We start from the raw sequence: 25398 nt of genomic DNA, 5'->3' as shown, positions 1-25398 counted from the left end.
TCGATGACGCGGGGTTCAACTGGCTAAGGCGCCCTAGAAGAACGGCTTACCGAGAAGCAGCCAGCGTCGGCGACAGCTGAGATAGTGTTGCCCCGTGAAGCGTATCTGGCCCTTCCTCGTTCCAGGCGTGATCCTGAGTTGCGCTGGTCTCGTGTGGACTTTGCAGGGGTTCAACGTCCTGCGCGGGTCGGTGATGAGCGGTTCGTCCATGTGGGCCACCATCGGTCCGATCGTCCTACTGGTCGGTCTCGTGTTGGTGGCGATCGCCATCGCCCGGCGTAGTCGCGGCGCACAGTAATCCGCAGTCGCGGGTGCGGGTTCGGCCGCAGTCGGCGTCAGCTCGAGATCCAGGCGAGGAGGTCGGCGTTGATCGTGTCGGCCTGCGTCGTCGGCATGCCGTGCGGGAAGTCCTTGTAGGTCTTGAGCGTGCCGTTCTGCAGGAGCTTCGCAGAGAGCGGCCCGGCATCCGCGTAGGGGACGATCTGGTCGTCCTCGCTGTGCATGACGAGGACCGGCACCGTGATCTTCTTGAGGTCCTCGGTGAAGTCGGTCTGCGAGAACGCGACGATCCCGTCGTAGTGGGCCTTCGCGCCGCCCATCATTCCCTGTCGCCACCAGTTCTCGATGATCGCCTCCGACGCTTCCACACCGGGCCGGTTGTATCCATAGAACGGCCCGCTCGGAAGAGCACGATAGAACTCCGATCGGTTCGCGGCGAGCTGGGCCATCAGGTCGTCGAAGACGCTCTTCGGGAGGCCACCGGGATTCGCATCCGTCTGCACCATCAGCGGTGGTACAGCACTGATGATCGCGGCGCGAGAGACCCGGTCTTCGCCGTACTGGCCGATGTAGTGGACGACTTCGCCGCCGCCGGTGGAGTGACCGACGTGGATGGCGTCGTGAAGGTCGAGCTGCTCGGTCAGGGCGGCCAGATCGGCCGCGTAATGGTCCATGTCGTGTCCGTCGCCAGTCTGCGTCGACCGGCCGTGTCCGCGCCGGTCGTGCGCGATGACGCGATATCCCTGATCGAGGAAGAACAGCATTTGGTTGTCCCAGTCGTCGGCCGAGAGCGGCCAGCCGTGGCTGAACACCATGGGCTGCCCAGAGCCCCAGTCCTTGTAGAAGATTTCCGTGCCGTCTGACGTCGCTATGGTGCCCACGATTTCTCCCTTGTGATCGATTGACCCCCGACTCACACCCCAAAGTACGCTTCGGCTGCGACCGAATCCACAGCTTTCCCGGAAAGGCCAGTCCTCTTCTGACCTCTTTGCACGGGGCGGCACGGTGCACTAATTTGCTAGCAGCCAGACCGAAGGGTGCAGACATGGGCAGGATCGTGGTGCAGGAATTCATCACACTCGACGGAGTCGTTCAGGGTGGCGGTGGGGCTGAAGAGGATCGCGAGGGCGGGTTCGATCTCGGCGGCTGGGCGATCGACTACGACGCCGCGCATGACCGGTTGGATGAGGGCGGCCCGATCATCGAGGAGTGGGAGAGCCGCACCGAGGCGCTGCTGCTCGGCCGCAAGACTTACGACATTTGGGCCCGCGCGTGGGGCGTGTGGGACGAGAATGCCGAAGGCGTGATGGGAGAGTTCACCAGGCGCTACAACCGTGTTCCCAAATACGTCGCATCGCGCACGCTCACCGAGCTCGGCTGGAAGAACTCCCACCTGCTCGGGCCCGACGTGCCGGCTGAAGTCGCACGGCTGAGGGACGAGCAGGGCGGTGAGATCCGGGTGTGGGGGAGTACGGTGCTGATCAGGACGCTCGCCGAGCACGACCTGGTCGACGAGTACCGGCTCATCGTGTACCCGATTGTGCTCGGCACCGGCAAGAAACTGTTTTCCGAAGGGTTTACGCCCTCCCGGCTCGCGCTGGTCGAAACGCGCGCTCTCGCCTCGGGAGTGGTGATCAACACCTACCGGAGGACCGTCGAACCTCCGCGATGACTGTGCGCGGCGCCTTGTGTAAGGGGCGGAACCGTTCGTGGACGGCCGCGGGTTACGCGATCCCGCCGTTCGAGAAGATGACCTGCCCGTTGACCCAGCGGGCCGGGCCGGCAAGGAAGGAGACCGTTTCCGCCATGTCCTCGGGGGTGCCGAGGCGTTCGAGCGGCGCAGCCTTGGCGAGCTGGTCGATGGTGGCTTGGTCTTTGCCGTCGAGGAACAGTGGCGTCGCGGTCGGGCCAGGGGCGACGGCGTTGACGGTGATGTCCCGGCCGCGAAGCTCCCTGGCCAGCACCGGGGTGATGGCCTCGACTGCGGCCTTGGTGGCCACGTATCCGCTGTAGTTCGGGAACGACAGGCGCGTCACGGAGGTGGAGAAGTTGATGATCGCGCCACCTGCCCGCACGCGGCGGGCCGCCTGTTGGCAAACGACGAAGGTGCCCCGGATGTTGGTGCGGTGCATGCGATCGAGGTCGTCGAGGTTCAGCTCGGCAAGCGGCGCGAGGAGCATGATGCCGGCGGTGTTCACTACGACGTCGATGCCGCCAAACGCCTGCTCGATGTCGTCAAACACTGCGCTCATCGCGGTTTCATCTGCCACGTCGCCGGAGACTGAGATAGCACGTCCGCCGGCGGCGGTGATTGCCGCGGCGACCTCGGCGGCGCGCGCGGAGTTGCCGGAGTAGTGCACGCCGACGGCCATGCCGTCGGCCGCGAGGCGCTCGGCTGTGGCGCGGCCGATGCCGCCGGTTGCGCCTGTTACCAGGGCTACGCGGGTAGTGGAGTCATTCATGGTGATGCCTTTCTTGGCTTGGCTTGGCTTGGTTTGGGTCGTGGGCGTTCGGCAGTTGGCCGGCTCGCTACTGGGTGGCGAAGAGTCCCGGACGGTGTCCGCGATGTCAGTCCGTCAGAAACCGGGTCGAAGTGCCGCAGCACATCTGCATCGACGCTCCTTAGGGTGGTCTCCGGCCGGCGGAGCTTACCCTCGTTGAATGCGTCGAGGCTCTGACGGTTGAAGTCGAGTCGCGGATGGTGCTGCGTGACTTCGGCACGTTCGACTGGCGAAAGGTCGTGGTGGCAGATACGGACCACGTTATGTTCAACGCCTGCCGCCACTAGAACGATCTCCGCTGACAGCTGCTCAGACGCGCCCGGCGATGTCACTGGTCATACGAGGCTCCTTCAGCAGCAGTGGTTTCGCTCATTCGATGATCCCCCATCCACTGTGCGCAGCACCGTGCGGCATCGGACAAGAACCCCTCTTTTTCGGCCACACCAAACCCCGCCCCGGGCGGGGGAGTCGCCGCGCGCGTACGGGAACGAGCACCTCGCGACCGCCCACAAGTACCGGCTCAAATGCTCCCGGTCGTGCGCGGAGAGCGGCATCAGGCAGAATGACTGCGCCTGGCGCCTCACTCGATCACTGAGCGGCTGGGGGTTGCGCCTCGGATCCCAAGTGATCGGCCTTAAGGGGCTGGCCTCTGGAGCGGGCGTACTGGACGGATGTGAGGAGTCGGAAATTCGATCCGACGGCGAGCGGCCCATCGCTCTTGGGGGCGGTCGTCTTTGTATTGGGCGCCCTGGCGGTGTCCCACAGGGGCCAGGTTTTGCGTCGCCTTAGCGTCCTATTCGTTCAAGCGTTAGCGACGCAGTGCGGGTCGCCGCTAGTCGGTGATGACGATGACCCCGGTGGGGGCATTGAGGAAGTCGACAGTGCGCTCGGCGGCGCGGTCGATGTGAACGTGCGGGTGTGGGGGGATCTGGTCGTGGTGATATGTGCCGGGTCCATAGAACTGGCCGTAGCTCAGCACTACGCCGCCCTCGGCAAGGACGGAGGCTTCCAATTGCTTGACAGCACGCGCATCCGGACCCTCCGGGAGTTCCCAAGCCACGGTCTGAACGAGTATTTTTGCGGTCCCTGACGCACGGGCTGCGTCAATGATGTTCTGATTGCCCTCGGTGCGGATGCGCGCGTTGAGCTCAGCGTGATCATCGATCTTTTTGACGTCGTCTGGGAGGTCCGTGAGTTGGTTCAAGATGATGTCGGGTTTGAATTTCCTGACTTCCGCGATGAGCGCGTCGCGGTCAAAGACGTCGACTACGATCGGCAGGGCGCCGAGTCGGGCGAGCGCGTCGGCTTTGCCTGCCGACCTTGTCATGCCACCGACGGAATGACCTCCACCGACTAGCAGTGGGATGAGGCGTTGACCGATGACTCCTGACGCTCCGGCGAGGAAGATTCTGGACATGATGATTTACCTGCTTTCTTCTTGTGAGTGATGGCGCGACGCTTGGGCGCGACGGTGGAGACGCGTCTGGGCTATGAGGCTAGTAAGGGCTAAGAGGAGGGTGAGCGCGGTGTAGCAAACCACTGCGGGGATCTCGCCGAGCGGTTCGATGAGTTGTCCCTCGATGACTATCGGCACACCGAATGCGAAGTATGAAACAACGTAAATCGCAGCAACGATCCCTGCCCGCTGGTGCGGTGCGACAAGCGGAAACGTCAGCTGAAGAGCCGCGGTGAATGAAGCGCCGAAGGCCACACCGGCGATCGCTTGCCCGATGAACATGATCATCAAACTTCCTGCGAAGACTCCGCCGATGATGCCGGCGCCACCGAGGAGGGAGGCATATATGCCTATTGTCATGGCACGCCGAGATTCGACTTTCGCGAAGGCGAGCCCGATGATTGTCGATACTGCCGGGGCGACGAAACCGGCCACGCCCCCAAGGAATCCGCTGTCGAGGTGGAAAACGCTGCGCACCATATTCGGCGCCAGGCCGCCGGAAAGTCCGGCGAGCATCCATACCCCGGCGACAACAGGGGCAGATGCGTAAAATTCTTCGCGGGCAGCGGCCGGGATGGTGATACGGGGGATCAGTGACCGCGCCGCTCCAGTTGTGCGCACCACGGTCTCGGGTGACGCGACGACCGTAACACCCCCGAGAACGGTAAGCGCGATCAAAATGATGAAGACTATGGTGTTCGCCGACGGCGTGAGCTGGATGGTCAAACCTGCCAAGACGGAGCCCACCGCCAGACCGCCGGTGAGGCTGACGCTTCCCAGGATGGTGCCCAGCCTCTTTTTGTCCGCCGGCGCCAACTCGACTAAGGCGGCGGTGAATGCGGACGTCGCCGCTCCACTTGCGATGCCTTGCACGATACGGCCGGCGATGACCCAGCTGATGTCAGCAGCGACAAGGAACAGAACGTTCGATATGAGTTGCAGGATTAGAGCACCGATCAACACGGGACGACGCCCGATGTAATCAGAGAGCGATCCCAGCGTGAGCGCTGCCGCAAGGAATCCGATCGCATAGACAGCAAAAGCTATGTTAAGCATTGCGGGCGGGAAATCCCATTGATGTTTGTAGGCGACCAGCAAGGGTGTCAACGCTCCCGCGGCAAGGTACAGGCTGGTGAATGCAACGGCAGCCCCGATCATCGCCAGACCCGCAGGAAGCCTTCGCCACCCGGCTGCGGAAACCGGAGAAGTGGAGAGTTGATTGGAAAACACGATGACTCCTATGAGGGATTGTCCGCATTGGAACGGCCTGGCGCTTGCACTTGCACTTACACGCTAGCTAGAAGAGGCCCAAAATTTTGGTCCACTTACGGCTGGTTCAGTCGGACCACTTAAGTGCCTCAAGCCGCCGCAACCCGGTTTGCGGAAGCGCAAAAGTCTGCGGTGACGATGACGCTGGTGCTGTTATGCCAAGACGCTGCACAGCCTTTCCAAGGCTCCTGGCCATGCACTGTCGGATACGGAGGAGAAGTTGACGACCAGCGCGTCGCGCCGTGACACCCGAGCGTCCACCTCTGGGTGACGGAATTCTGACATTCCACTAACAGTGAGCCCTTGCCGTCTCGCAGCCTTAAGTGCCCACGCTTCTTCCCTACCGGTGGGGAGAACAAGGACGGCTTGCAGCCCGGCTGCCATGCCTGTCACCTGAACTCCGGGGGCAATCTGCGCAAGGGCTGCAATCAGCTCATCACGTCGGCGTCTATAGTTTTGCCGGCGGCCACGCACGTGTCTATCCAACGCCCCGGAGGTCACGAATTCCGTGAAGATCAACTGGTCCAAGACACTGACGGTATCGACGCGACCCTTGGCTGCTTCGACAGCGGGGAGAAGATATTCAGGTACGGCCATCCATGCCAATCGCAGGGCCGGAGCAAGCGACTTGCTGGAAGTTCCGAAGTACGCAACATGTTCAGGGTCCAGGCCCTGCAGGGCCCCCACCGGTTTGCGGTCGTAACGGAATTCGCCGTCGTAATCATCCTCAAGAATGAGCCCACCGGTACTGCGAGCCCAGTCGAGAACAGTCGCTCGCCGATCAGGGGATAACGCAAATCCTGTCGGGAACTGATGCGCCGGCGTTAGGAGTACAGCACCCGCATCACTGATGCCAACCAAGTCCTCAACACTCGCCCCACCGTTGTCTACTCTCAGAGGCGGGATTTTCATACCCTCGTCACTGAGGACACTCCGGTAGATGTCCAAGCCGTACCCCTCGACAGCGATCATGTCGACGCCGTGGCTCGCGAGTGCCCGTGCGATGACCATCAGTCCGTGGTTGAAACCTGAAGTGATGACAATCTGTTCTGGTCTTGCAGTGACGCCTCGGACGCGAGCGAGATAGTCGGCGAGCGCCGTCCGTAAGTCCAACCTGCCCAAGGGGTCGCCGTATCCGAACGCACTGTGAGGCGCTGCCGCGAATGCGCGCCGCGCCGCCGCTAGCCATGGTGCGCGAGGAAACTCGGCGAAGTCCGCCGCCCCGGCTTCCAATCCATGCAGAGGGCTGAGGGCCGCCCCGACCGTAGTGCTCTGAGCCGGGGCTCTTCGAGCTTTTGCCCGTTCGGCCACCCGTGTGCCCGAACCGTGCCGAGCAGTGAGCCAACCTTCCCCCACCAAGTCCGCATAGCATTCGGTTACCGTGCTCCTCGCGATGCCGAGGTCGCTGGCGAGCGCTCGGGAGGCAGGTAATCGTGTTCCAGGCGTCAGTCTGCCGGAGCGTACCGCCTCACGGAGAGCCGCTGTCAATCCGGTCCGCAAACCGGACCTGGGGAGGTCGAGGTGAAGGTCAACACCGGCTTTTGCGAGCACCTCGGCCGGTGAAGTGGTCTGAGGTTTCTCCATGCAAATGGACCTTACCCGCATTCCTCCTGGTCCGTACGCTCGGATTTATGACGATTATTGATGCCCCACAAGCCCCACAAGCCCCACAAGCCCCACAAGCCCCGCAGGCACTGCTGCACCAGCACACGCAGCGCTTCGACTGGATGGCCCTCGCCCCTGACGTTTTCAAAGCGCTGCTCCGCCTTGACACGGCCGCGAAAAGGGGACTCCCAGAATCATTGACAAACCTGATCAAAATTCGCGCATCGCAGATCAACCACTGCGCCTTCTGCCTAGACATGCACAGTAAGGACGCCCTAGCCGCCGGAGAGGCCATCGAGCGCGTCATCCAACTCAGTGCCTGGAGCGAATCTAAACATTTCTACACCGCGAAGGAAATAGCTGCGATTGAGTTGACGGAAGCGGTCACGGTGCTCACCGATGGTTTCGTTCCTGACGAGTTGTATGCCAGGGCAGCGAAAGAGTTTGCTGAGGCCGAGCTGGCACAGATTGTTTCTGTCATCGTGGCCATCAACGCCTTCAACCGTTTTGGGGTCACCTCGCGCATGACACCCGGACGTTACACACCCGCAGTTCACTGACAGCCTCACCGCATACTGGCCGGACTACGAGAGCTTCAAGCACGTCCTCATTCGAGCCGTGATCATCGCGCAGTTCCCGTGAGACCCGAACGCGCGAGGATCCCCGCGCGCGAATGCTCAGGCGGACCATGGTGAGTCAGTAATGCGCTCGACCATGCTGGTTGGGTGGAATCCGGGCACGAAGTGCCTGAGGATGTCGGCGTTGACAGTGCCGTAGGTCGTGTCGGGCCGGTGTTTGAGCCCCTCGTAGAAGGTCTGGAGGAACTCGTTCTTGAAATCGCCGCGCGGATGCGCCGCCGTGATTTCACCGACGAGTCCGGGATCGAGGTGGTCCAGCCCCAGGCCGATGGCATCGGTCAGGACCCCCAGACTGGTGGCAGCAACTTCTGGCCCCATCCGCCCCGGGATCCCCGGTGTGGTGTGCAGTGCGATCGCATTCCAGACAACTTCGGCGGCCTGCGAGGAGAAGCCACGCGTGAGAAGGAACGCGCGGGCGTGGTCGGCGCCATCGAGCTCGAATCGTTGCTCGGTGTCCGAGAACGGGGTCAGCAGTCCCGCGTCGTGGAACAGCGCCGCCGTATAAAGGAGTTCCGGGTCAGGCGCGAGGCCCAACGCCCTGGCGTGGATCGAGCCGAACAGGAATACGCGCCGCGAATGATGGTACAGAAGCGGGCTGGTCGTCCCCCCGATGAAACGGGTCACTTCGGCGACAGTGGGAGTTTCAGGAATCTCCACTCCTGCGATAATTTCAGACATGCAACGCTCTCTTTCGGGTGTCGACGGTACGGAACCGGACGAATCGTCCGACTTCCACACTGCCAAAGAGCGACCGGTCGACGCCGCCTCGCCCAGGCCATGAACCACCCGTATCGGGCCACTCCCCAGCGTGACAGCTCCGCGAGTTCCGACGGCCATCTGGTTGTGATCTTGGTGTACGACGGCGTCAAGCTCCTCGACGTGGCTGGCCCGGCCGACGTCTTCGCGGAGGCGAACCGGCTTGGCGCCGGCTACCGCGTCGTCTTGGTGTCGCCCACCGGCGCAGATGTCACCACCTCGGTCGGTATCCGGATCGCGGTCGACGGCGGACCTGACTTCACTCCGGAACCTCGTACATTCCTCATCGCCGGGGGCGACATCTATCCGGGCGCCACGGTACCGGGAGAGTTGGTCGATGCTGTACGGGCGGTGTCGGTCCATGCGCAACGCGTCGCATCCATTTGCACCGGAGCGTTCATCCTCGCCGCGGCTGGCCTCCTGGACGGCAAGCGAGCCACCACGCACTGGAAGGTCGCTCACACCCTCGCCTCACGCTACCCACAGACTCAGGTCGACCCGGACGCAATCTATGTCCGCGACGGCACCACTTACACGTCGGCCGGGGTGAGCGCCGGCATCGATCTCGCGCTTGCCCTCGTTGAGGAGGATCACGGACCCGACCTCACTCGTGAGGTTGCACGCGCGCTCGTGGTCTACCTCCAGAGGGCGGGCGGCCAGTCTCAGTTCTCCGCGCCTCTGCAGGGCTCACCACCTCATACGCCGGCGCTGCGCCGCGTCGTCGATCTCGTCACAGCCGACCCCTCGGCGAGCCATTCCCTCACCGGCCTCGCTGACCACTTGAATCTGAGCGCGCGGCATCTCACCCGTCTGTTCCGCGACGAGCTGTCGACCACACCGGCTCGATATGTCGAATCGATCCGCTTCGACATTGCGAAGGCTTTCCTGGACCAGGGGTACACCGCTACGCAGGCGGCGGATCGTGCCGGCTTTCCCAGTTACGAAAGCCTGCGCAGGGTTTTCGCACGCGAATTGGAGATGACACCTGCTGCCTACCAGCGCCGTTTCCGTACCGCACGCCGTAGCGATACCACCACAGACGGCGCCGGACCGACGCCCGGTTGAGAACGTCGTCTACTGAACGAGCAGGACCGTTTTACCCGGCCGGGGCTTCGGCGCCGCGCCGCGCTCATAGGCGGCTCTACCCTCAGAGAGCGGGAATGTCTGAGCGATCGCCACTTCGACCTGCCCGGCGGCTATCAAGGCCGCCAACTCCTCCAGGCGATCACGGCGTGTGTGGACGACAAAAAAGTTCGCGTTCACCCCGTACTTGTCGGCCAAAACCTCGTTCGGGGGCTCTTGGAGCAGGACGAGCCGCCCACCCGGGCGTACCGACGAATACATCCATTCCGGCACATCAGCACCGACGGCATCAATTGCGGCATCGAATGCCTGTTGATCACGTTCACCGGAATCAGGACGTGTCACGATCACGTGGTCAGCGCCGAGGCTCCTCGCACGGGGCTCGGCCGACGGGGAGGTCACCGTAACCGTAACGTCCGCGCCCAGCGTATGCGCGAACTGTGTGAGGAATGCCCCGACCGCACCGGTTCCGCCCCGGATCAGGATGCGCTGCCCAGCTGCCAGGTTCATTTGGTCGTTCAACGCCTCCCACGCCGTCAATGCCGGTAGTACGGCCGCGGCCGCGGCGACATCGGAGATCAAGGGGCCCTTCCGTGAAACGCACTCCGCCGGGACGACCACATATTCAGCCGCCGCCCCATCGCGGTCAAAGGGCACGAGCCCGAAGACCGAGTCACCAACGGCTAGATCGGTCACACCGGGCCCGACTTCGGAGACTGTTCCCGCGAATTCGTGTGACGGGATCACCGGTCTTCGGTCGACGCCACCAGCTTCCCAGGTCTCTGGCCAGGTGAGCTCGGCGAACGTGATGGCGGCGGCCGTCACGGCAACGCTGACCTCCCCCCGGCCGGGAACGGGCCGCGGTGCTTCTTCGTACACAAGCTGCTCGGGCCCACCCCGCTCATGCGCGCGAAGCGCCATCATCGTAGCGGTTCTCTCCGAAGCACTCGGCTTAGCATCCAATTTTGAGTCTCCATCTGCCTGGTCGCTTGACGTGGCGACGATCTCCGCCTCGTGCTGAACGACTTAATTCTGGCGGCGCACGGCCCACACTGCACCCCCGTTCCGGTCAGAAACCACACCAATCCAGACAGCGAAAGGCATCAGCACAGGCATCCGCTCCTCACCGCGGAGGACATGGGTCCGTTCGAGATCGCGCCGTCAACGCAGTGGGACCTGCCTGTGGACTTCGAGCACGAAATGTTCCCTGACAAGGCCCTGTACCCGCGGCTGGAGGAACTCGCAGTCCGCACATATCCCCAGCGCGGCGACATCTCGTTGCGTTCAGCTCTGACCCTGCACTGATGGGCGAGGTCTGAAGGGCGACGAGTGCCGGCTTAGCTTTCAGCGGGGCTGGTCTTCACGTGACCGAGAACCGCAACGACGATCGTGATCAGCGCAGCGATTCCCAGGCCGACGGTGATGTCCACGTGCAATGCAGCTGCACCGGCAAGAGCGCCGAGGCCGATGAGGATCACGGCACCCGCACGACGTCTCCAGGGCTGGCGGTTGTTCCCGCCAAACGTGGAATCGGCTGCCAACCCGGTCAGGGTTGACGTCACGACAACGGTGGTGACATCCTTCACCGCAATATGTCTGGCGGTACCGGCCTGCATGCCCATCGCGAATCCCAGGGCACCCGTGATCACGAATTGCAGCGCGAGCGGGATCTCACCGGCAAACGGAGCCAGGATGATCGCCGCAATGGCGAGGATGGCGCCGACTACCCCGAAGAGAGCGGTCGACCGGGCTGTCCAGCCCGCGGGAACCGGGCGGAGGACGCGGCCGGAGACAGCAGCCCCCAGCATGAAGAATCCCAACGCAACGACCGGGCCGATGACCGGCAACTGGTCAGCACCGAGCAATCCCATCCCGAGGATGACGACGTTGCCGGTCATGTTCCCCGTGAAGACGCGGTCGAGCCCGAGGTAGCCGACCGCATCGATCACACCGGTGGAGAACGTCAGAGCCAGCATGAGCATGAGGTGGAGCTTTTCGTGCTCGGGGGACTCGGGCATCGTTCTCCTCGGTGATAGGGCGGGGGGCCTACCAAAGCTAACAAGTCGGTGAAGGATCTCACGCCCGCCACGGTGTGAGCCGAGGCCACCAGCCCGGAACATTCCGCCGGTAGTCGAGGTACTGCTCGCCGTAGGTGTCGGCGAGGGCCGGCTCCTCGTACCCCTTCACGAACGCGAACACCGTGGCGAGGACGATCACGGCGTAGAGTCCGACCGCCCATTACCGAACAGCAGCGCCTGGCCGACGATGATCGCAAGGACCGCCAGGTACATCGGATTCCGCACGAAGCGGTATACCCCCGTCACGACGAGTGTTTCCGTCGGAGCGACCGGAGCAGGCGTTCCGCGGTGCAGGGCGAACAGGGCGAATGCGTGCAGGAGGAACGCTGCCCCCACCGCGATCACAATCCAGGCGATCGGCACAACCACCCAGGCAGCGCCGCCCCAGTCGTGCAAGCGCCAGCCGGAGATAAACCAGGGGATGAGGCCCGCGACGATGCCGGGCGCGAGGAGGAGGAAGACGACCGTCCCGATCCACGCGCGTGCGAGCGAGGCTGCCGGGGCCATGCGCGTCAGGCTATCAGCGCAGCGGGTTGAACGGGCGGATTTCCCTCGCGACCGTACCGGTGACGATTTGCTCTGCGAGGAAACGCCCGGTCGCCGGCCCGAGGACGACGCCCCACATGCCGTGGCCGCCCGCGACGTAAACGCCCGGCATTTTCGTCGCCCCGATCAGTGGAAGACCGTCCGGCGTGACCGGCCTGGAACCGACCCACTCGTCTTTTCGGTCTTCCAGGTCCATGCCGGTGAACAGGTCACGCACCGACGCGAGGATTGCCTCGATCCGGCGATGCTGGAGTGGCTCGTCAGGTCCGCGAAATTCCATGGTTCCCGCGATCCTGAGGCGTCCCTCATACGGCGTGCAGGCGACGCGGCGCGCCGGGAAGTAGATCGGGTATCGGGCTGGTTCGTCGGTGGGAACGCTGAATGAGTAGCCGCGTCCGGCCTGAACCAGGGTGCGCACCCCCAGTGGTCGGGCGAGGGCGGGCAGCCAGGCGCCAGTTGCAAGGGCGACGGCGTCGGCCGTGATGGAATCTTGTCCGCGCAGGTCGACCCTGATGCCGCCGGCAACCGGGTGAACGCCGTCGACATGGGCATCCGTTCTGATTTCGCCGCCGCGTTGATCTACCGCGGCGGCAAGCGCCACAACGTATGGGCCTGGTTCGATGAAGCGCTGGCCTTCCATGGTGAAGACCGTGCTCACGTTGGCGGACAATTGCGGCACTCTGCTGCGCGGATCTGCCAGCCGGTCGAGCGGCACGACTTGGCCTGCCTTTTCGACCTGGTGGATTTCGTGGACAAACGGCACGCTCTCGCGTTCCCGCTCAAACCCGATGATGAACGGGCCCTCGTGGGTGTTCGCCACGACGCCGTTCGCGTGCAGATGGTCGAAGGCTTCGAGTGCGACCCGGTCGATCGGAGTCAGCGCCGCCATGGCCTTCCTCCACGCGCCGTGCGTGGCATGCATGGCGAAGCGGAGGAGGAACGCCCAGAGCTTCGGATCGATCCGGGCAGGGATGTGGAGGGGCGCGCTGGGGTCGAGAAGTGCCTTGGCGCCGTAGGTCCAGAGACTCGGGTCAGACAGCGGCATGGCCATGCCGGGCGTCAGCCAGCCCGCGTTCCCCCAGGAAGAACCGCTCGCTACGCCGGAACGGTCCAATACAGTGACCTCGACGCCGCGCTCCTGCAAGTGCCAGGCGGTGGCCAGTCCGACCATGCCGGCTCCGACGACTACCGCGGTCCGGGGAGTGCGTACACGGGATTCCACCAAATCTCCTTCGATACGAGTTGTCTACATGCTGAACATAATTTGCTGTTGGCGCAATCTGAACGCAGTTCATTCTGTGATAGACCAGTGATATGCATACGGATTCGGAAACGAAGCGCGCCGCGGGCGGGAACCCGAATGAAATTCGGTGGCACGGATTGGACGAGATCGACCGCCGGATACTCGCCCGGCTGCAAGCGGATGCGCGCACCCCCAATAACGCCGTCGCAGCTGAAGTGGGAATCGCCCCGTCCACCTGCCTGACGCGTATCCGCTCGCTCCAAGACCGCGGCATCATCCGCGGGTTCTACGCCGATGTGGATCCTGCAGCGACCGGGCGCGGGTTGCAGGCGTTGATTTCGGTGCGGATCCACTCACACGCCCGGCCGAACCTGTCCCAGTTTCGTGACTACCTGGCTGGCCTGGCCAGTGTGGAGAGCGTCTTCTTCGTGACGGGTGACAGGGACTTCCTGGTGCACGTCGCCGTGGAGGACTCGGTAGCTCTCCGCCAACTTGTGGCGGAAGGGCTCAGCCTGAGACCAGAAGTCGCGGGTACGAACACCAGCGTGATCTTCGAATACGTGCGTCCCGCGTCACACGCCCTCACCGGGAGGGCGAAGAGCTGATCAACGAGGGTCGGCGTTCCGGTACCTGGGGAATCCAGCAACGCACGGTGTCGCGGTACCGGCGGAATTCATCGCCGAACCGTTCTTCAAGGTCGGACTCCTCGAGTGGCCTGATGGCGTAGTTCCAGAGCAGAGAGCCCGCGATCGCATAGGCCAGCACGAGCCACGACGACAGGATGAGGCCAACCGCGACGCCCTGCACGATGCCGCAGAGAGCCATCGGGTTCCGAACCCACAGGTACGGGCCGGCGATGACCAGACGGTTGGGCATCGCCGACGGCAACGGCGTGCCGCTTCCCTGCGTCGACATCACGAAAGCCGACGAGATCCCGATGGCACTGGCCGCCACGAGGACCGCGACACCGGCAGGGGCTGCGAACGTCGGAAACGCGAACGACACAGCCCAGCGTTGCTCGAGAACTGCGATGATGAGTGGAATCACCACCAGGAACAGTCCCCAGAAAACGAGGATCTGCCGGAACGTCGAAACCACGTGTGCTGCAGCGGTGGAGCGGATGGCGGCGGGGCGAAATGCGAACGGGCCAGCCGCTATCCAGGCCGTTGGTACCCGTCCGATCAATACAAGGCACAGAGCAACGACGGAGCCGGCCGTAGCGGCCACCATCGCGAGTACGCCCACGCCCGCTTCGGCCGTGAAGGTCGCATTGAGCGCCAACGCGACGGTGACGAAACCCGTCCAACCCGCGGTCGCCACCGCAGCGCCCTTCACGCCGAACGCCGCAACTGCAGAGGACACGCTGCCCTCACACTAACGGGCCTGCTGAGCCGATGTATTCCGAAAAGGGAATAGAACCCGAATTTATACGTTTGCATATATGTGACCTGCGAACCATGCAGTCGCTGCAATCGTCGCCAGGGGAACCTCGGCGCGCGACCTAGAAGGAGTAAGTATCATGGCCAGACTCGATGGCAAGGTAGCAATCATCACCGGTGCGGCACAGGGAATGGGCGAGTCCCATGCTCGTCTTTTCGTCGCTGAGGGCGCGAAGGTGCTGCTGACCGACGTCAACGAAGAGCGGGGTAGCCAACTCGCGAGCGAACTGGGCGAGAACGCGCGGTTCATCAAGCAGGACGTGACGTCGCTCGCCGGATGGCAGACGGTGGTCGACACCGCCGAAAAGGAATTCGGGCCGGTAACCGTCCTGGTGAACAACGCCGGGATCATCGGCCCGGTTGTGGAAACGGTCGAGTTCAGCGAAGAGGACTACCTCAACGTCGTCGCCGTGAACCAGCACTCGCAGTTCTTCGGCATGAAGACCGTCATTCCCTCCATGAAGAAGGCGGGCGGCGGATCGATCGTCAATATCTCTTCGACGGCAGGCATGCTTGCCGTGGTCGGCTCGCCCAACCTCGCCTATGTCGGAAGCAAGTACGCCTCCCGTGGCATGACCAAGCACGTGGCGGTGCAGTACGGGCCCGACAACATCCGTGTGAACTCGGTCCACCCCGGCTACATCAAGACCCCGATGATGGCCGCTGCCACTGACGAGACTGGCGGCGGCATCGCAGCCCAGGTTCCGCTGCGCCGCATGGCCGAGACGGTCGAGGTGTCTGAGTTGGTGCCGTTCCTCGCATCCAATGCGTCTTCATACATCAGCGGTACCGAGCACGTCATCGACGGTGCGCTGATCGCCGGATAGCACTGTGCGAACGGCGGGGCGCTCATCACTCGCGAGCGTCCCGCCGTCTGCGGGAGGCCGCTCGACAGGCCCACAATGGGCCTTGCTTCGACACGATGGGGCGGCGTACGGTGTCGTCACTGCGAAAGGACATCGCCGTGACGAAACCCAGACGACTGGCGCTCGCATCGGGCATCCTCTATCTCCTGACGTTCGCCTTCTCGATCCCGGCGTTCTTTCTGTATGAGCCGGTGCTGACCGACCCGTACTACATCGTCAGCGGCGGCGGCGCCGACACGCGGATTATCTTCGGCGCCTTCCTCGAGGCACTCACCGCGCTCGCTGGCATCGGCACCGCCGTCGCGGTGTACCCGGTGGTCAGGCGGCAGAGCGAAGTCGCCTCCCTCGGCTTCGTCACGACTCGGATCTATGAGGCGACCGTGCTCATCATCGGCGTCCTTGCCCTGGCCTCGATCGTGACCCTGCGCCAGGCGGGCGCCGCAGCGGGCACCGACGACGCGGCGATGGTCGCCGTCGGCCACGCGCTGATCGCGGTTCGCGACCAGACGGCCGTGTTCGGGCCCGGATTCGCGCCCGCCCTCAACGCGCTGTGCTTCGGTTACGTGCTGTATCGCTCGCGACTCGTGCCTGTTCGGGCTTCTCGGCGACAATTCGGTGTCGGCACTGGCCGCTTATGGCTTCGACTCGAAACCGGGGGAGTCAACCGGAACCGGCCCGTCGCAAGCCACGGTCGCAGATGACGACGTCTGAGGCGGCGTCAATTCCGGTTTGCCCCCAGGTGGTGATTGTTCAGGATGCCCGCGAGGAGTGGGAGTTGCGCAGGGTCGGCCAGGGCTGATCCGACTGCCACGACACGTGCCCCAGTCGCAAGGTAGCTCTCGGCGTTGGAAGCATCCATCCCACCTGTGGCCACGAGCTTTGCTTGCGGGAATGGCCCAGCCATTGCGGTGAACCAGCTGAGGCCGAGAGCGGATGCCGGGAATACCTTGAGCCACGTCAGACCCGCTGCTAACGCGGATTGCAACTCGGAAGCCGTGCCTACGCCGGGAAGCGGCGGCATGCCGGCCTCGAATGAGGCGCGCACGATCTCCCTGTCATAGCCCGGACTAACAGTGAACGCAGCGCCCGCGTCGCGGGCCTGGCGGACATGTTCAAGGGTGACCACCGTGCCCGCGCCAACGGATTTGCCGATTTCGGCGCCAGCTGCAACCACTGCGCGAAGAGCATCGAGGTCACGCTCTGATTGAATCGGGAGCTCGATGCACTCGAACCCTAGTTCCCACGCCTGGCGCGCCAAAGCCACGCTGTGCTCCACGCCGAAGCCACGAAGGATGGCCATGAGGGCGTGCCCCCCGAGCATCTGGGTCAGCGGTTCGTTGGAATACATCACCAAGCGTTCCTCTCGTGGCAGCGGCGTCGTCATTGCCGGGGCGTTTGACAGCGTGCGCTGCCACATGTCACTATAGGCCACGTTGCGCATCACGCAGCGGCCTTGCGTATATTGCAGTTTCAGTTCACCGACGAGCGAAAGCCGGTCAATGAAGATCACTTCCATCAGCACCTACCACGTCGAGCCGCGCTGGCTGGTCGTGAAGGTGTCGACCGACAAAGGCATCGTGGGCTTCGGGGAACCCGTGGTCGAGGGCAGGGCGCGTACGGTCGAGACGGCCATCCAGGAGATGTCGAACTATCTGATCGGCCAAGATCCGCGCCGCATCGAACATCACTGGCAGGCAATCTACCGAGGCGGCTTCTACCGGGGTGGACCCATCCTCACGAGCGCCTTGAGCGGGCTTGAGCAAGCAATGTGGGACATCAAGGGCAAGGCTCTCGGAGTTCCGGTGTACGAACTCCTCGGAGGGCATGTGCGAGACAGCGTGCGCATGTATGCCCATTGTCATGGCGAGACCGAGGAAACCCTCGGAGCAACTGCGCGCCGCCGCGTCAGCGCCGGGTTCACGGCAGTCAAGCTGGCCATCGACGGACCGGCCTGGCCCATCGAGTCGCCGGACTGGATCGACGCGCAGGTTGCGCGGGTTGCGCTCGTTCGCGACATCGTGGGTTCGAACGTGAATATCGCCGTCGACTTTCATGGGCGGGTCGGGCCCGCCGTCGCCAATACCCTGATCGCCGAGATGAGGCATCTCCGACTGATGTTCGTCGAGGAACCATGCCTTCCCGACAATCCGAGCGCGATGGCCGACATCGCCCACCGCACGACAACGCCGATAGCAACGGGAGAGCGGTTGTTCACGCGGTGGCAGTATCGCGAGCTTCTCGAGACCAAAGCCGTCGCCGTCGTGCAGCCAGACTTGTGCCACGTTGGCGGCATCTTCGAGGCCCGCAAGATTGCCGCAATGGCCGAGACGTACTACGTCTCGGTGGCGCCCCACAACCCGCTGGGCCCGATCTCGCTTGCAGCATGCATTCAATTGGGTGCCTGCACCCCTAACTTCCTCATCCAGGAGCACCCCACGCTCGACGACCGGAGCGATATCGGACACGGGATCCTTGTCGATCCGTTCGAGATCGTCGAGGGCAGCATCGCAATTCCCACCGGACCAGGGTTGGGGATTGAAGTTGACGAGGACGCCTTGGAGAAGAAGAAGACCAACGGAGTATGGGAATCACCCACGCTTCGGCACGGCGATGGTTCGGTCGCAGAGTGGTGACCGACCACAAATCCAGAAGGAGCATCATGAAACTGTCCAAACCGCTTGCAGTCCTGATGGGGCTCGGCCTGATCGGCGCGACCCTCACGGGCTGCAGCCCCCAAAAGGCCGCCGAATCCCCGACCGCCTCGAAGGTAGACGAGGACATCACGCTGACCGTGCTGTCTCCACTCGTCGTTGAAAAGACGGAGAGCGTCGTGGAGAAGGGCTACGCCGACGCGTACATGAAGGCCCACCCGCACGTGAAGATCGAATTCATCGGAGTTCCGATGAACGACGCATACGCGAAGATCAGCACCCTGGCCACCGGCGGCCAGATGCCGGACATCTTCATCAACTCTCCCGAGTTCGACAGCAAAGCGGACCAGTTGGGAATTGTCGCCAATATGGACAAGCTCCTGGGTAAGGAGTATCTCGCCGGGTTCGAGGCGGCGCCCCTGAAGCAGGCAAAGCTCGACGGCAAGACGCAGTTCGCCCCCTACTTCACGATTCCGACCGGCCTGCTGTACCGCAGTGACCTGTTCGAAGCAGCCGGGCTCAAAGCTCCGACGACGTGGGACGAGTTCGAAGCCGCCGCGAAGAAGCTCACCGTTGACACGGACGGCGACGGACAGACCGACCGTTGGGGTTTCGCGATGGTCGGAACGAATGACGGTTCAGGTGGGTCCCGCTTCATCCCCATCATGCGCACGTTCGGCGCGCAGGAACTGGTTGCAGACGGAAGCAGTTGGAAGACGCAGTTCGGCACCGCCGATGCAGCCAAAGCATTCAAATTGTATGGCGACCTGGTCAACAAGGATGGCGCAGTGCCTCCCGGACCGCTGCAGACCGGCTACGCCCAGGCCAACGCGCTACTCGCGACGGACAAGGCCGCGATGATGGTCACCGGACCGCACACGATCGGTGCGATCCTCGCCCAGAACCCGGACCTCGAGGGCAAACTGGCCGGGGCCCCGCTCCCGCACGCTCCCGGAAAGAAGTCCGTCTCGGTCCTCGGAATGCTCGGCTGGTCGATCTCTGCCGACAGCAAGCACAAGGCAGCAGCGGCCGACTACATCAAGTTCATGCTCAACAAGAAGAACCAGCTCGCCTGGAATGCCGCGACCGGCCGCTTCCCCACCCGTACGGACGCCATCAGCGACCCGCAGGTCAACCGTCCGGAACTCCAGGGCTTCATCAAGGCGCAGGACAACGCGTTCCAGCTGCCCGCTGTTCCGTTCTACGCGGACTTGCAGGTCATCGCCGGTAACTCCTACCAGCAGGTCATCTTGAACAAGATGTCGCCGGAAGAAGCGGCGAAGTCGGCCGCAGGTCAGACGGAAACCACAATTTCCAACAACGGCTAGCGCCATTCGTCGGCGGGGGCTTCCGGGACGGGAGCCCCCGCCTACTCTCAGAAAGCAGTCTCTATGGCAAAGCAGTCTGCCGTCACGCTGAGCGATCGGCGGGCCGGACTCTCCTTCATCTCACCCTCCCTGCTGGTGATGCTGGCCCTGGTGATCTTCCCGCTGGGGTTTGGCCTCTACATCAGTTTCTTCAGAACCAATCTCCGCAACCAGTGGGATTTCGTCGGCTTCAAGTTCTTTATCCAGTCGCTGAGCGATCCCAGCTTCCTCAAGTCGATCGGGATCACCCTGGTCTTCGCGATCCTCGTTGTGCTCGGCAACCTTGTTCTCGGAACTGTTCTGGCCTTGATCCTCAACACTGAGATCCGGTTCAGGGTGCTGTTCCGCGCCATCCTCATTCTTCCCTGGTTGTTCCCCGACGTCGTCGTTGCCCTGATCTTCAAATGGATTTACAACCCGCTCTATGGACTGCTCAACTACGGCCTGTCTGCGCTCCACCTCATCGACAAGCCGATCGCCTGGCTCGACGATCCCAACCTGGCGTTCGCCGCGGTGGTCATCTCGTGCATCTGGAAGGGCTACCCCCTCGTGATGATCCTGGTGCTGGCCGGGTTGCAGTCGATTCCGAAGGACCGTTACGAGGCGGCCTCCCTCGACGGGGCCGGTGGATTGAAGTCATTCCGTTTCGTGACCCTCCCAGGCCTCCTGCCGGTGCTGATCGTCAGCATCATCCTCGACACGGTGTGGTGGTTCAAACACTTCACAATCGTGTGGCTCATGACCAGCGGCGGCCCGATCGACTCGACCAAGGTGGTCAGTATCGACATCTACCGGGTCGCGTTCCAGAACTTCGACTTCGGGCGAGCATCCGCCATGGCGGTCATCGTTTTCATCATCTGCTTAGCCATCAGCATCATCTACCGACGATTGGTCCGGGACAATGAAGAATAGAACAGCCAGGGCGAAGGTGAATCCCGCCTTCTACCTGATACTTGCGGTCTCCGTACTGTTTGTGCTCGTACCCGTGTTCTGGATGCTGTCCACGGCGCTGAAGCCTGAAACTGACCTCTTCTCGACGCCGCCACGCCTCTGGCCGACGACGCCCGACCTGAGTGCGTTCGTTCGGGTGTTCACCGATTATCCGTTCGTCGACTACTTCAGAAACAGCCTGGTGGTCGTATCGGCCTCCACCCTGATCTCTTTGGCGTTCTCGGCGCTGTCCGGGTACGGCCTGTCACGATTCAACTTCCGCGGAAAAGGCTCGTTCCTGACGTTCCTTCTCATCTCGCAGATGTTTCCGTCGATCATGCTGCTCATTCCGTACTACAAGATCATGCAGACGTTCGGGCTGGTGAACACGCAGGCCGCCCTGATCCTGACCTACGTCTCGTTCACGATCCCGTTCTGCTCGTGGATGATGTACGGCTATTTCAAGAGCATCCCGCGGGAGCTTGACGAGGCAGCGGCCATCGACGGCGCCAGCCGGTTCGGGACGTTCTTCCGGATCGTCCTGCCGCTGACGGTGCCCGGTCTCGTTGCAACGGCGATCTATTCCTTCATCACCGGGTGGAACGAGTACATCTTTGCGCTCATCCTCACCAGTTCCGAAGACATGAAGACCGTTCCGGTCGGTATCGGCCAATTGATAGGCCAGTACAAGATCCAGTGGAACGACCTCATGGCGGCGTCACTGTACGCGGTCATTCCCCTCATGATCTTCTTCATCTTCCTTCAGCGTTACCTGATCAGCGGCCTCACCGCCGGCGGCGTAAAGAATTGAGTCTCAATGTCTAAGATTTCCCGGCTCGAGGTGCTGCACGTGCGGCCTCGATTCTCCTTCCTCCTCCTCCACACCGAAGACGGCCTCGTCGGCCTCGGCGAAGCTGCCCTTGAAGGGCGTGACAAAGTCGTCGAGGCGGCGATCCACGACCTCGAATACCTGTTGATCGGCCAGGACTCGCGACGAATCGAATACCTCTGGCTCCTCATGTATCGAGCCACGTTCTACCCGGCCGGGTCCGTGATCGGAAGCGCCATCAGCGCAATCGATCAGGCGTTGTGGGACCTCCAGGGCAAACGCCTCGGGGTGCCCGTTCACACGCTGCTGGGCGGAACCGTTCGGGATCGTGCCCGTGTCTACAAGCACGTCAATACTCGCGATTTCGTTCCCGTTGACCCGGCCATCCACGAGCAGGACCTCACCGAGTTTCTCGGCCTCGCGAAAGACGCCGTCGCGGAGGGGTACACGATGATCAAGACGGCCCTTCCGGGGCCGGCCCGCTTCCTCGAGTCGCGCAGCTTCATCGAACGCCAGGTCGAGCGATTTTCGTTGCTGCGGGAAACCATCGGCCCGGACATCGACTTCGCAATTGACTTCCACGGACGAGTGAGCTCTGCTCTGGCCATCCAGCTCATCGATGCGATCGAGCCGCTGCACCCTCTTTTCATCGAAGAGCCCGTGATGCCGGAAGACGTCGACGCGATGGCGCACTTGTCCCGGCGCACAAACGTTCCGATCGCCGCGGGCGAGCGTCTTTTTACGCGGTGGGGTTTCCAGCGACTCTTGGAGGAACGTGCGGTCGCGGTCGTGCAGCCGGATCTCTCGCACTGCGGCGGTATTTCGGAAGGCCGCAAGATCGCCGCGCTCTCGGAGACTTACTCAGTGGGTTTCGCACCGCACAACCCACTCGGTCCGGTGAACCTCGCCGCGAGCCTTCACCTCAGCTTCACAGTTGAGAACTTCGTTGCTCAGGAGCAAATCACCTTGGGCGACGGGCTTATCACCTCGCCGTTCGAGTTGGTCGACGGATACATCCTCCCATCGGAATTGGCGGGCCTCGGTGTGGAGCTCGACACAGAAGCAATCGAATCCGCCCTTTACGACGGCGGCTGGAAGCTCCCGCATTGGTTTGACACACACGACAGCGGAGTTGCGAAATGGTGAATGAATCGCGGCTCCAGCCGTACCGACAATTGTTGCTTGACAGTGGCTCGCCCTCGGCAGACGAGGTCACAACCTCGGCTAAACGCTTCCCGGACGGCGCCCACTACCGAGTGGAGATCCCGAGCACGGAGGGCGTCGAGGGCTTGGCGGCGGTGTTTCAGGCCGCGGACGATTATGGTGTGCCGCTGCACCGAGTCTCGCAGGGCAGCGGTTCCATGCTCCTGGTGGATGATGAAATCCGCGAGATGGCCGCCATGTGCCACAGCCGGAATGTGGAATTGAGCCTGTTCGTGGGACCCCGTGCCGGCTGGGACATCTCAGGCCAGCGCACGTTTGGCGGCAATCGCCTCGAAGGCGCCGACCAACTGGTCTACTCCATGGATGACCTCGCTCGCGCTGCTGAACTGGGTGTGCGTGGAGCGCTGGTCTCCGACGAAGGGGTACTGGTCGCCGCCGCACTGATGCGCGTCCAAGGGCTACTTCCCAACGACTTCGTGCTCAAGGGGTCCGTACAGCTCATGGCAAGCAACCCGCTCTCCGTTCGCATGCTCGAGGAAGCCGGACTGGACACGATCAATATGGCGCCCGGGATGAGCCTGGCGCGACTGTCAGCCGTGCGCGGCGCCGTTGACCTGCCTATCGATTTCTATGTCGAGGCGCCGGACAACCTCGGCGGATTTGTGCGTCACTACGAGATACATTCCATCATTGAGGCGCTCGCCCCGGTGTACGTGAAATTCGGACTACGCAATCATCCCGACGTGTACCCCAGCGGCGGACACCTCCAGCCGTTGACGAGTGCTTTGTCACGTGAGCGTGTGCGACGGGCCCGCATTGGCCTGGACCTGCTGGATCGACTCGGCAACGACTTCACAATGACACAAACGGATGCGCCTGCCGAGGTGACGAGGTTGGGTGTGCCCCAGCCACGCGAGTCGGCTTTCCAGAATGAGGCCTTCCTTCAGAATGGATAACACAGCAGTCCGGCTCCGGCTGCTGCATGATTACTTAGGCGCAGGTTTTTGTCATCATTGGCGCGGTCAGTGCTTGCAGCTCTGTGAGGAGCGCTTGAGTGGAGGAACATTGGGGATGGAAACAGTCACATCGGCAGGTGAGTTGACGTGAGCCAATCTCTGGAACGAGCGCTCGCGATCCTCGGCTTGGTCGGTGACGCGCCGAAAACCATCACCCAATTAGGCCGCGAACTGGATGTCCACGCGACGACGGCTCTGCGTATGGTGCGGACTCTCAAGAAGGAGCGGTTTCTCGAATCAGTGGGGGACGGTACCTACCGGCTTGGATCGGCTTTGATCGACCTGGGCCAAAGGGCGCTGGAGGGAAACGATTTGCGCACGAGGGCACACGAGCACCTTGCCGCATTGAATGAGATCACCAACGAAACCGTGCATATGGCGGTTTTGGACGGTCTGGGAATCAGCTACGTCGACAAGGTCGAGAGTAAGCATCCGGTGAGGATCGAGTCACAGGTGGGCCGTCTCGTGCTGAAGCACTGCACGGGGGTTGGGAAGGCCATCCTGTCATTCCTTCCTGCAGACCAGCTCGAGGCTCACCTCGCTGGAATGGATTTCCAGCACTTCACCCCAACGACGATCGTTGACGAGGTAGCGTTCCGGCGAGAGCTCGAGCTCACCCGAGAACGCGGCTACGCCGTCGACGACGAAGAGCATGAGCCCGGCATCTGTTGCGTCGCGGTGCCGGTCTTCGCAGCGTCGGGTCTCGTGATCGGGTCGGTCAGCGTTTCAGCACCATCGAGCCGGATGCCATTGGGCAAGCTGCTGGAGTTCCTTCCAGAGATCAAGCACACCGGCGAATCGGTGTCAGAGAGCGGCGGGTACCGGAGTCGCTCCAGCCGGGACTGAGGCCGGCACCTCTCACGTGGCCTGCTGTCGGTTTACCATCTCGGTGATCCAGATGGGCGCGAAGGGCGAAGTGCAGTTCGGGGGAGTCGGGTAATCCTTGAGCACCTGCAGGCGCTCTCCGATGTCGATGGCCCGCTCGCGATGCTGGGGGTGCTCGATCCCGATCTGGGCGAGGCAGTGGTTCATCGCCCACTGCAAGCGATCCGGGGCATCCCTCATCTCCGCCTCGATGATGTCGAGCAGTCCCGGGAGATCGAGGCCGTCGGGACTCTTCGCCACGCGTTCGGTGGTCAGGGCCCAGCCGGCACTCGCGACCACGGGGTCAGGATCGGCGAACCAGGCCAGGCGCAGCTCCTCGGCGTGAGGGTTCTTCTTCACCAGGTAGTTCACGAGCCAGTCGTGCACCTTGGGTATGCGCGCCTGGCGCAACATGCCGTCCAGCTCGTCGCCCTCGAAAATCTTCGGCCGGCAGATCAGAATCGCCAGCAGCCGCGCGGCGGTATCACCGGTCGCCCAGAGGTCCAGCGCAAGCTCCTGCTGGGTCCCCAGCCGTTTAGCGGATGCGCGCAGCTTGCTGAGGTTCACCCCGTGGTCGTCACCGTGCCTGGCGTTCACCGCGCGAGCCTTCGGGTCCTCGAGCTCGGCCAGCTCGGCCATCACCGCGGCGACCGTCGTTCCGGCCACTGTCGTTCCGGCCACCTCAGGCTCCTGTCTGTCGCGTATGGGATTCAGCCTACGACGAAGTTCTGGCCCCTGTCGGGTTGCGGGCTTCATCCTGCTGATGGCGTACATCGGAGCAGCCAACTCCTAGCTCACCGACGCCAATCATGAGTTTT

29 protein-coding genes are annotated in these 25398 nt (G+C 62.9%); 15 read left to right on the top strand and 14 right to left on the bottom strand.

Annotated elements, in window-relative coordinates:
* Positions 1-94 precede the first annotated feature (94 nt).
* Positions 95-298, top strand: coding sequence for a hypothetical protein (locus AB4Y94_RS05070; protein WP_441725617.1), 204 nt, complete (start codon positions 95-97; stop codon positions 296-298).
* Positions 299-335: 37 nt separating this feature from the next.
* Here the strand turns inward: AB4Y94_RS05070 and AB4Y94_RS05065 are convergent, their stop codons facing one another.
* Positions 336-1160, bottom strand: a complete 825-nt coding sequence (locus tag AB4Y94_RS05065) for an alpha/beta fold hydrolase (protein WP_441725614.1) — start codon at positions 1158-1160, stop codon at positions 336-338.
* 164 nt (positions 1161-1324) lie between these two features.
* Between AB4Y94_RS05065 and AB4Y94_RS05060 the strand changes: the two genes are divergently transcribed.
* Positions 1325-1951: a dihydrofolate reductase family protein gene (locus AB4Y94_RS05060; RefSeq protein WP_441725612.1), complete on the top strand. Its 627-nt coding sequence runs from the start codon at positions 1325-1327 to the stop codon at positions 1949-1951.
* A 52-nt stretch (positions 1952-2003) separates the two neighbouring features.
* On the opposite strand, the gene AB4Y94_RS05055 is transcribed toward AB4Y94_RS05060, so the two are convergent.
* The 4 genes from AB4Y94_RS05055 to pdxR all read right to left on the bottom strand — a co-directional run bounded on the left by AB4Y94_RS05055 (position 2004) and on the right by pdxR (position 7089).
* Positions 2004-2741: an SDR family oxidoreductase gene (locus tag AB4Y94_RS05055; protein WP_441725610.1), complete on the bottom strand. Its 738-nt coding sequence runs from the start codon at positions 2739-2741 to the stop codon at positions 2004-2006.
* Between the two features lie 871 nt (positions 2742-3612).
* Positions 3613-4197 (bottom strand): NAD-dependent epimerase/dehydratase family protein, encoded by a 585-nt coding sequence (locus AB4Y94_RS05050; RefSeq protein ID WP_441725608.1) that lies wholly within the window; start codon positions 4195-4197, stop codon positions 3613-3615.
* Positions 4198-4203: 6 nt separating this feature from the next.
* A complete protein-coding gene (locus AB4Y94_RS05045; RefSeq protein ID WP_441725605.1) occupies positions 4204-5466 on the bottom strand; it encodes an MFS transporter in 1263 nt (420 codons plus the stop codon).
* Between the two features lie 192 nt (positions 5467-5658).
* Positions 5659-7089 carry a MocR-like pyridoxine biosynthesis transcription factor PdxR gene (gene pdxR / locus AB4Y94_RS05040; protein ID WP_441725602.1) on the bottom strand — a complete coding sequence of 477 codons (1431 nt, stop codon included), beginning with the start codon at positions 7087-7089 and terminating at the stop codon, positions 5659-5661.
* A gap of 47 nt (positions 7090-7136) precedes the next feature.
* Between pdxR and AB4Y94_RS05035 the strand changes: the two genes are divergently transcribed.
* Positions 7137-7670 carry a carboxymuconolactone decarboxylase family protein gene (locus tag AB4Y94_RS05035; protein WP_441725599.1) on the top strand — a complete coding sequence of 178 codons (534 nt, stop codon included), beginning with the start codon at positions 7137-7139 and terminating at the stop codon, positions 7668-7670.
* Positions 7671-7787: 117 nt separating this feature from the next.
* Here the strand turns inward: AB4Y94_RS05035 and AB4Y94_RS05030 are convergent, their stop codons facing one another.
* Positions 7788-8585 (bottom strand): HD domain-containing protein, encoded by a 798-nt coding sequence (locus AB4Y94_RS05030; protein WP_441725596.1) that lies wholly within the window; start codon positions 8583-8585, stop codon positions 7788-7790.
* Between the two features lie 15 nt (positions 8586-8600).
* Here AB4Y94_RS05030 and AB4Y94_RS05025 point away from each other — a divergent pair, with 15 nt between their 5' ends.
* Positions 8601-9569 carry a GlxA family transcriptional regulator gene (locus tag AB4Y94_RS05025; RefSeq protein ID WP_441725814.1) on the top strand — a complete coding sequence of 323 codons (969 nt, stop codon included), beginning with the start codon at positions 8601-8603 and terminating at the stop codon, positions 9567-9569.
* A gap of 9 nt (positions 9570-9578) precedes the next feature.
* Here the strand turns inward: AB4Y94_RS05025 and AB4Y94_RS05020 are convergent, their stop codons facing one another.
* Positions 9579-10508 carry an NADP-dependent oxidoreductase gene (locus AB4Y94_RS05020; protein ID WP_441725593.1) on the bottom strand — a complete coding sequence of 310 codons (930 nt, stop codon included), beginning with the start codon at positions 10506-10508 and terminating at the stop codon, positions 9579-9581.
* Between the two features lie 216 nt (positions 10509-10724).
* On the opposite strand from AB4Y94_RS05020, the gene AB4Y94_RS05015 reads away from it, so the two are divergent.
* A complete protein-coding gene (locus AB4Y94_RS05015) occupies positions 10725-10892 on the top strand; it encodes a hypothetical protein (protein ID WP_441725590.1) in 168 nt (55 codons plus the stop codon).
* 32 nt (positions 10893-10924) lie between these two features.
* Here the strand turns inward: AB4Y94_RS05015 and AB4Y94_RS05010 are convergent, their stop codons facing one another.
* The 4 genes from AB4Y94_RS05010 to AB4Y94_RS04995 are packed head-to-tail and all read right to left on the bottom strand — an operon-like array spanning position 10925 to position 13433.
* On the bottom strand, positions 10925-11605 hold the full coding sequence (locus AB4Y94_RS05010) for a YoaK family protein (RefSeq protein ID WP_441725588.1): 681 nt from the start codon (positions 11603-11605) through the stop codon (positions 10925-10927).
* Positions 11606-11663: 58 nt separating this feature from the next.
* Positions 11664-11804, bottom strand: coding sequence for a hypothetical protein (locus tag AB4Y94_RS05005; RefSeq protein WP_441725586.1), 141 nt, complete (start codon positions 11802-11804; stop codon positions 11664-11666).
* Positions 11801-12172, bottom strand: a complete 372-nt coding sequence (locus AB4Y94_RS05000) for a methyltransferase family protein (protein ID WP_441725584.1) — start codon at positions 12170-12172, stop codon at positions 11801-11803. The genes AB4Y94_RS05005 and AB4Y94_RS05000 overlap by 4 nt, the downstream gene beginning before the upstream one ends.
* A gap of 13 nt (positions 12173-12185) precedes the next feature.
* Entirely contained in the window at positions 12186-13433 is a 1248-nt protein-coding gene (locus AB4Y94_RS04995; RefSeq protein ID WP_441725581.1) for an NAD(P)/FAD-dependent oxidoreductase, read from the bottom strand.
* 158 nt (positions 13434-13591) lie between these two features.
* Between AB4Y94_RS04995 and AB4Y94_RS04990 the strand changes: the two genes are divergently transcribed.
* Positions 13592-14059 (top strand): Lrp/AsnC family transcriptional regulator, encoded by a 468-nt coding sequence (locus AB4Y94_RS04990; RefSeq protein ID WP_441725578.1) that lies wholly within the window; start codon positions 13592-13594, stop codon positions 14057-14059.
* Here AB4Y94_RS04990 and AB4Y94_RS04985 read toward each other — a convergent pair.
* On the bottom strand, positions 14037-14816 hold the full coding sequence (locus tag AB4Y94_RS04985; RefSeq protein WP_441725576.1) for a methyltransferase family protein: 780 nt from the start codon (positions 14814-14816) through the stop codon (positions 14037-14039). The genes AB4Y94_RS04990 and AB4Y94_RS04985 overlap by 23 nt on opposite strands.
* Positions 14817-14973: 157 nt before the next feature.
* On the opposite strand from AB4Y94_RS04985, the gene AB4Y94_RS04980 reads away from it, so the two are divergent.
* Complete coding sequence (locus AB4Y94_RS04980) at positions 14974-15720, top strand: glucose 1-dehydrogenase (protein WP_441725573.1); 747 nt, start codon at positions 14974-14976, stop codon at positions 15718-15720.
* A 137-nt stretch (positions 15721-15857) separates the two neighbouring features.
* On the top strand, positions 15858-16460 hold the full coding sequence (locus tag AB4Y94_RS04975) for a DUF4386 domain-containing protein (RefSeq protein ID WP_441725571.1): 603 nt from the start codon (positions 15858-15860) through the stop codon (positions 16458-16460).
* A 17-nt stretch (positions 16461-16477) separates the two neighbouring features.
* Here AB4Y94_RS04975 and AB4Y94_RS04970 read toward each other — a convergent pair whose 3' ends face one another.
* Positions 16478-17275, bottom strand: a complete 798-nt coding sequence (locus AB4Y94_RS04970; RefSeq protein ID WP_441725568.1) for a bifunctional 4-hydroxy-2-oxoglutarate aldolase/2-dehydro-3-deoxy-phosphogluconate aldolase — start codon at positions 17273-17275, stop codon at positions 16478-16480.
* On the opposite strand from AB4Y94_RS04970, the gene dgoD (AB4Y94_RS04965) reads away from it, so the two are divergent.
* The 7 genes from dgoD (AB4Y94_RS04965) (at position 17259) to AB4Y94_RS04935 (ending at position 24562) form a co-directional block, all read left to right on the top strand.
* Positions 17259-18392 carry a galactonate dehydratase gene (gene dgoD / locus AB4Y94_RS04965; protein ID WP_441725566.1) on the top strand — a complete coding sequence of 378 codons (1134 nt, stop codon included), beginning with the start codon at positions 17259-17261 and terminating at the stop codon, positions 18390-18392. The genes AB4Y94_RS04970 and dgoD (AB4Y94_RS04965) overlap by 17 nt on opposite strands.
* A 26-nt stretch (positions 18393-18418) precedes the next feature.
* Positions 18419-19738 (top strand): ABC transporter substrate-binding protein, encoded by a 1320-nt coding sequence (locus AB4Y94_RS04960; protein ID WP_441725563.1) that lies wholly within the window; start codon positions 18419-18421, stop codon positions 19736-19738.
* A 63-nt stretch (positions 19739-19801) separates the two neighbouring features.
* Positions 19802-20689 (top strand): carbohydrate ABC transporter permease, encoded by an 888-nt coding sequence (locus AB4Y94_RS04955; protein ID WP_441725560.1) that lies wholly within the window; start codon positions 19802-19804, stop codon positions 20687-20689.
* On the top strand, positions 20679-21518 hold the full coding sequence (locus AB4Y94_RS04950) for a carbohydrate ABC transporter permease (RefSeq protein ID WP_441725557.1): 840 nt from the start codon (positions 20679-20681) through the stop codon (positions 21516-21518). The genes AB4Y94_RS04955 and AB4Y94_RS04950 overlap by 11 nt, the downstream gene beginning before the upstream one ends.
* Positions 21519-21524: 6 nt before the next feature.
* Positions 21525-22682 (top strand): galactonate dehydratase, encoded by a 1158-nt coding sequence (gene dgoD / locus AB4Y94_RS04945; RefSeq protein WP_441725555.1) that lies wholly within the window; start codon positions 21525-21527, stop codon positions 22680-22682.
* Positions 22676-23656, top strand: a complete 981-nt coding sequence (locus AB4Y94_RS04940; RefSeq protein WP_441725552.1) for a hypothetical protein — start codon at positions 22676-22678, stop codon at positions 23654-23656. The genes dgoD (AB4Y94_RS04945) and AB4Y94_RS04940 overlap by 7 nt, the downstream gene beginning before the upstream one ends.
* Before the next feature lie 147 nt (positions 23657-23803).
* On the top strand, positions 23804-24562 hold the full coding sequence (locus AB4Y94_RS04935; RefSeq protein WP_441725551.1) for an IclR family transcriptional regulator: 759 nt from the start codon (positions 23804-23806) through the stop codon (positions 24560-24562).
* 12 nt (positions 24563-24574) lie between these two features.
* On the opposite strand, the gene AB4Y94_RS04930 is transcribed toward AB4Y94_RS04935, so the two are convergent.
* A complete protein-coding gene (locus AB4Y94_RS04930; protein WP_441725549.1) occupies positions 24575-25261 on the bottom strand; it encodes a DNA alkylation repair protein in 687 nt (228 codons plus the stop codon).
* Between the last annotated feature and the right edge of the window lie 137 nt (positions 25262-25398).

Origin of the sequence: Glaciibacter sp. 2TAF33 (assembly GCF_052114945.1) — a bacterium.
Lineage (GTDB): Bacteria > Actinomycetota > Actinomycetes > Actinomycetales > Microbacteriaceae > Cryobacterium.
The sequence above is the reverse complement of the archived record's forward strand: the minus strand, read 5'-3'. Positions and strand labels throughout refer to the sequence as shown.

What these genes read in the sequence shown, in the direction of transcription:
- AB4Y94_RS05060 (WP_441725612.1), top strand. Translation starts at nt 1,325, where the DNA reads ATGGGCAGGATCGTGGTGCAGGAATTCATCACACTCGACGGAGTCGTT.
- AB4Y94_RS05055 (WP_441725610.1), bottom strand. Translation starts at nt 2,741, where the DNA reads ATGAATGACTCCACTACCCGCGTAGCCCTGGTAACAGGCGCAACCGGC.
- AB4Y94_RS05050 (WP_441725608.1), bottom strand. Translation starts at nt 4,197, where the DNA reads ATGTCCAGAATCTTCCTCGCCGGAGCGTCAGGAGTCATCGGTCAACGC.
- pdxR (WP_441725602.1), bottom strand. Translation starts at nt 7,089, where the DNA reads ATGGAGAAACCTCAGACCACTTCACCGGCCGAGGTGCTCGCAAAAGCC.
- AB4Y94_RS05035 (WP_441725599.1), top strand. Translation starts at nt 7,137, where the DNA reads ATGACGATTATTGATGCCCCACAAGCCCCACAAGCCCCACAAGCCCCA.
- AB4Y94_RS05030 (WP_441725596.1), bottom strand. Translation starts at nt 8,585, where the DNA reads ATGGCCGTCGGAACTCGCGGAGCTGTCACGCTGGGGAGTGGCCCGATA.
- AB4Y94_RS05020 (WP_441725593.1), bottom strand. Translation starts at nt 10,508, where the DNA reads ATGGCGCTTCGCGCGCATGAGCGGGGTGGGCCCGAGCAGCTTGTGTAC.
- AB4Y94_RS05015 (WP_441725590.1), top strand. Translation starts at nt 10,725, where the DNA reads ATGGGTCCGTTCGAGATCGCGCCGTCAACGCAGTGGGACCTGCCTGTG.
- AB4Y94_RS05010 (WP_441725588.1), bottom strand. Translation starts at nt 11,605, where the DNA reads ATGCCCGAGTCCCCCGAGCACGAAAAGCTCCACCTCATGCTCATGCTG.
- AB4Y94_RS05000 (WP_441725584.1), bottom strand. Translation starts at nt 12,172, where the DNA reads ATGGCCCCGGCAGCCTCGCTCGCACGCGCGTGGATCGGGACGGTCGTC.
- AB4Y94_RS04980 (WP_441725573.1), top strand. Translation starts at nt 14,974, where the DNA reads ATGGCCAGACTCGATGGCAAGGTAGCAATCATCACCGGTGCGGCACAG.
- dgoD (WP_441725566.1), top strand. Translation starts at nt 17,259, where the DNA reads ATGAAGATCACTTCCATCAGCACCTACCACGTCGAGCCGCGCTGGCTG.
- AB4Y94_RS04970 (WP_441725568.1), bottom strand. Translation starts at nt 17,275, where the DNA reads ATGGAAGTGATCTTCATTGACCGGCTTTCGCTCGTCGGTGAACTGAAA.
- AB4Y94_RS04960 (WP_441725563.1), top strand. Translation starts at nt 18,419, where the DNA reads ATGAAACTGTCCAAACCGCTTGCAGTCCTGATGGGGCTCGGCCTGATC.
- AB4Y94_RS04955 (WP_441725560.1), top strand. Translation starts at nt 19,802, where the DNA reads ATGGCAAAGCAGTCTGCCGTCACGCTGAGCGATCGGCGGGCCGGACTC.
- AB4Y94_RS04950 (WP_441725557.1), top strand. Translation starts at nt 20,679, where the DNA reads ATGAAGAATAGAACAGCCAGGGCGAAGGTGAATCCCGCCTTCTACCTG.
- dgoD (WP_441725555.1), top strand. Translation starts at nt 21,525, where the DNA reads ATGTCTAAGATTTCCCGGCTCGAGGTGCTGCACGTGCGGCCTCGATTC.
- AB4Y94_RS04940 (WP_441725552.1), top strand. Translation starts at nt 22,676, where the DNA reads ATGGTGAATGAATCGCGGCTCCAGCCGTACCGACAATTGTTGCTTGAC.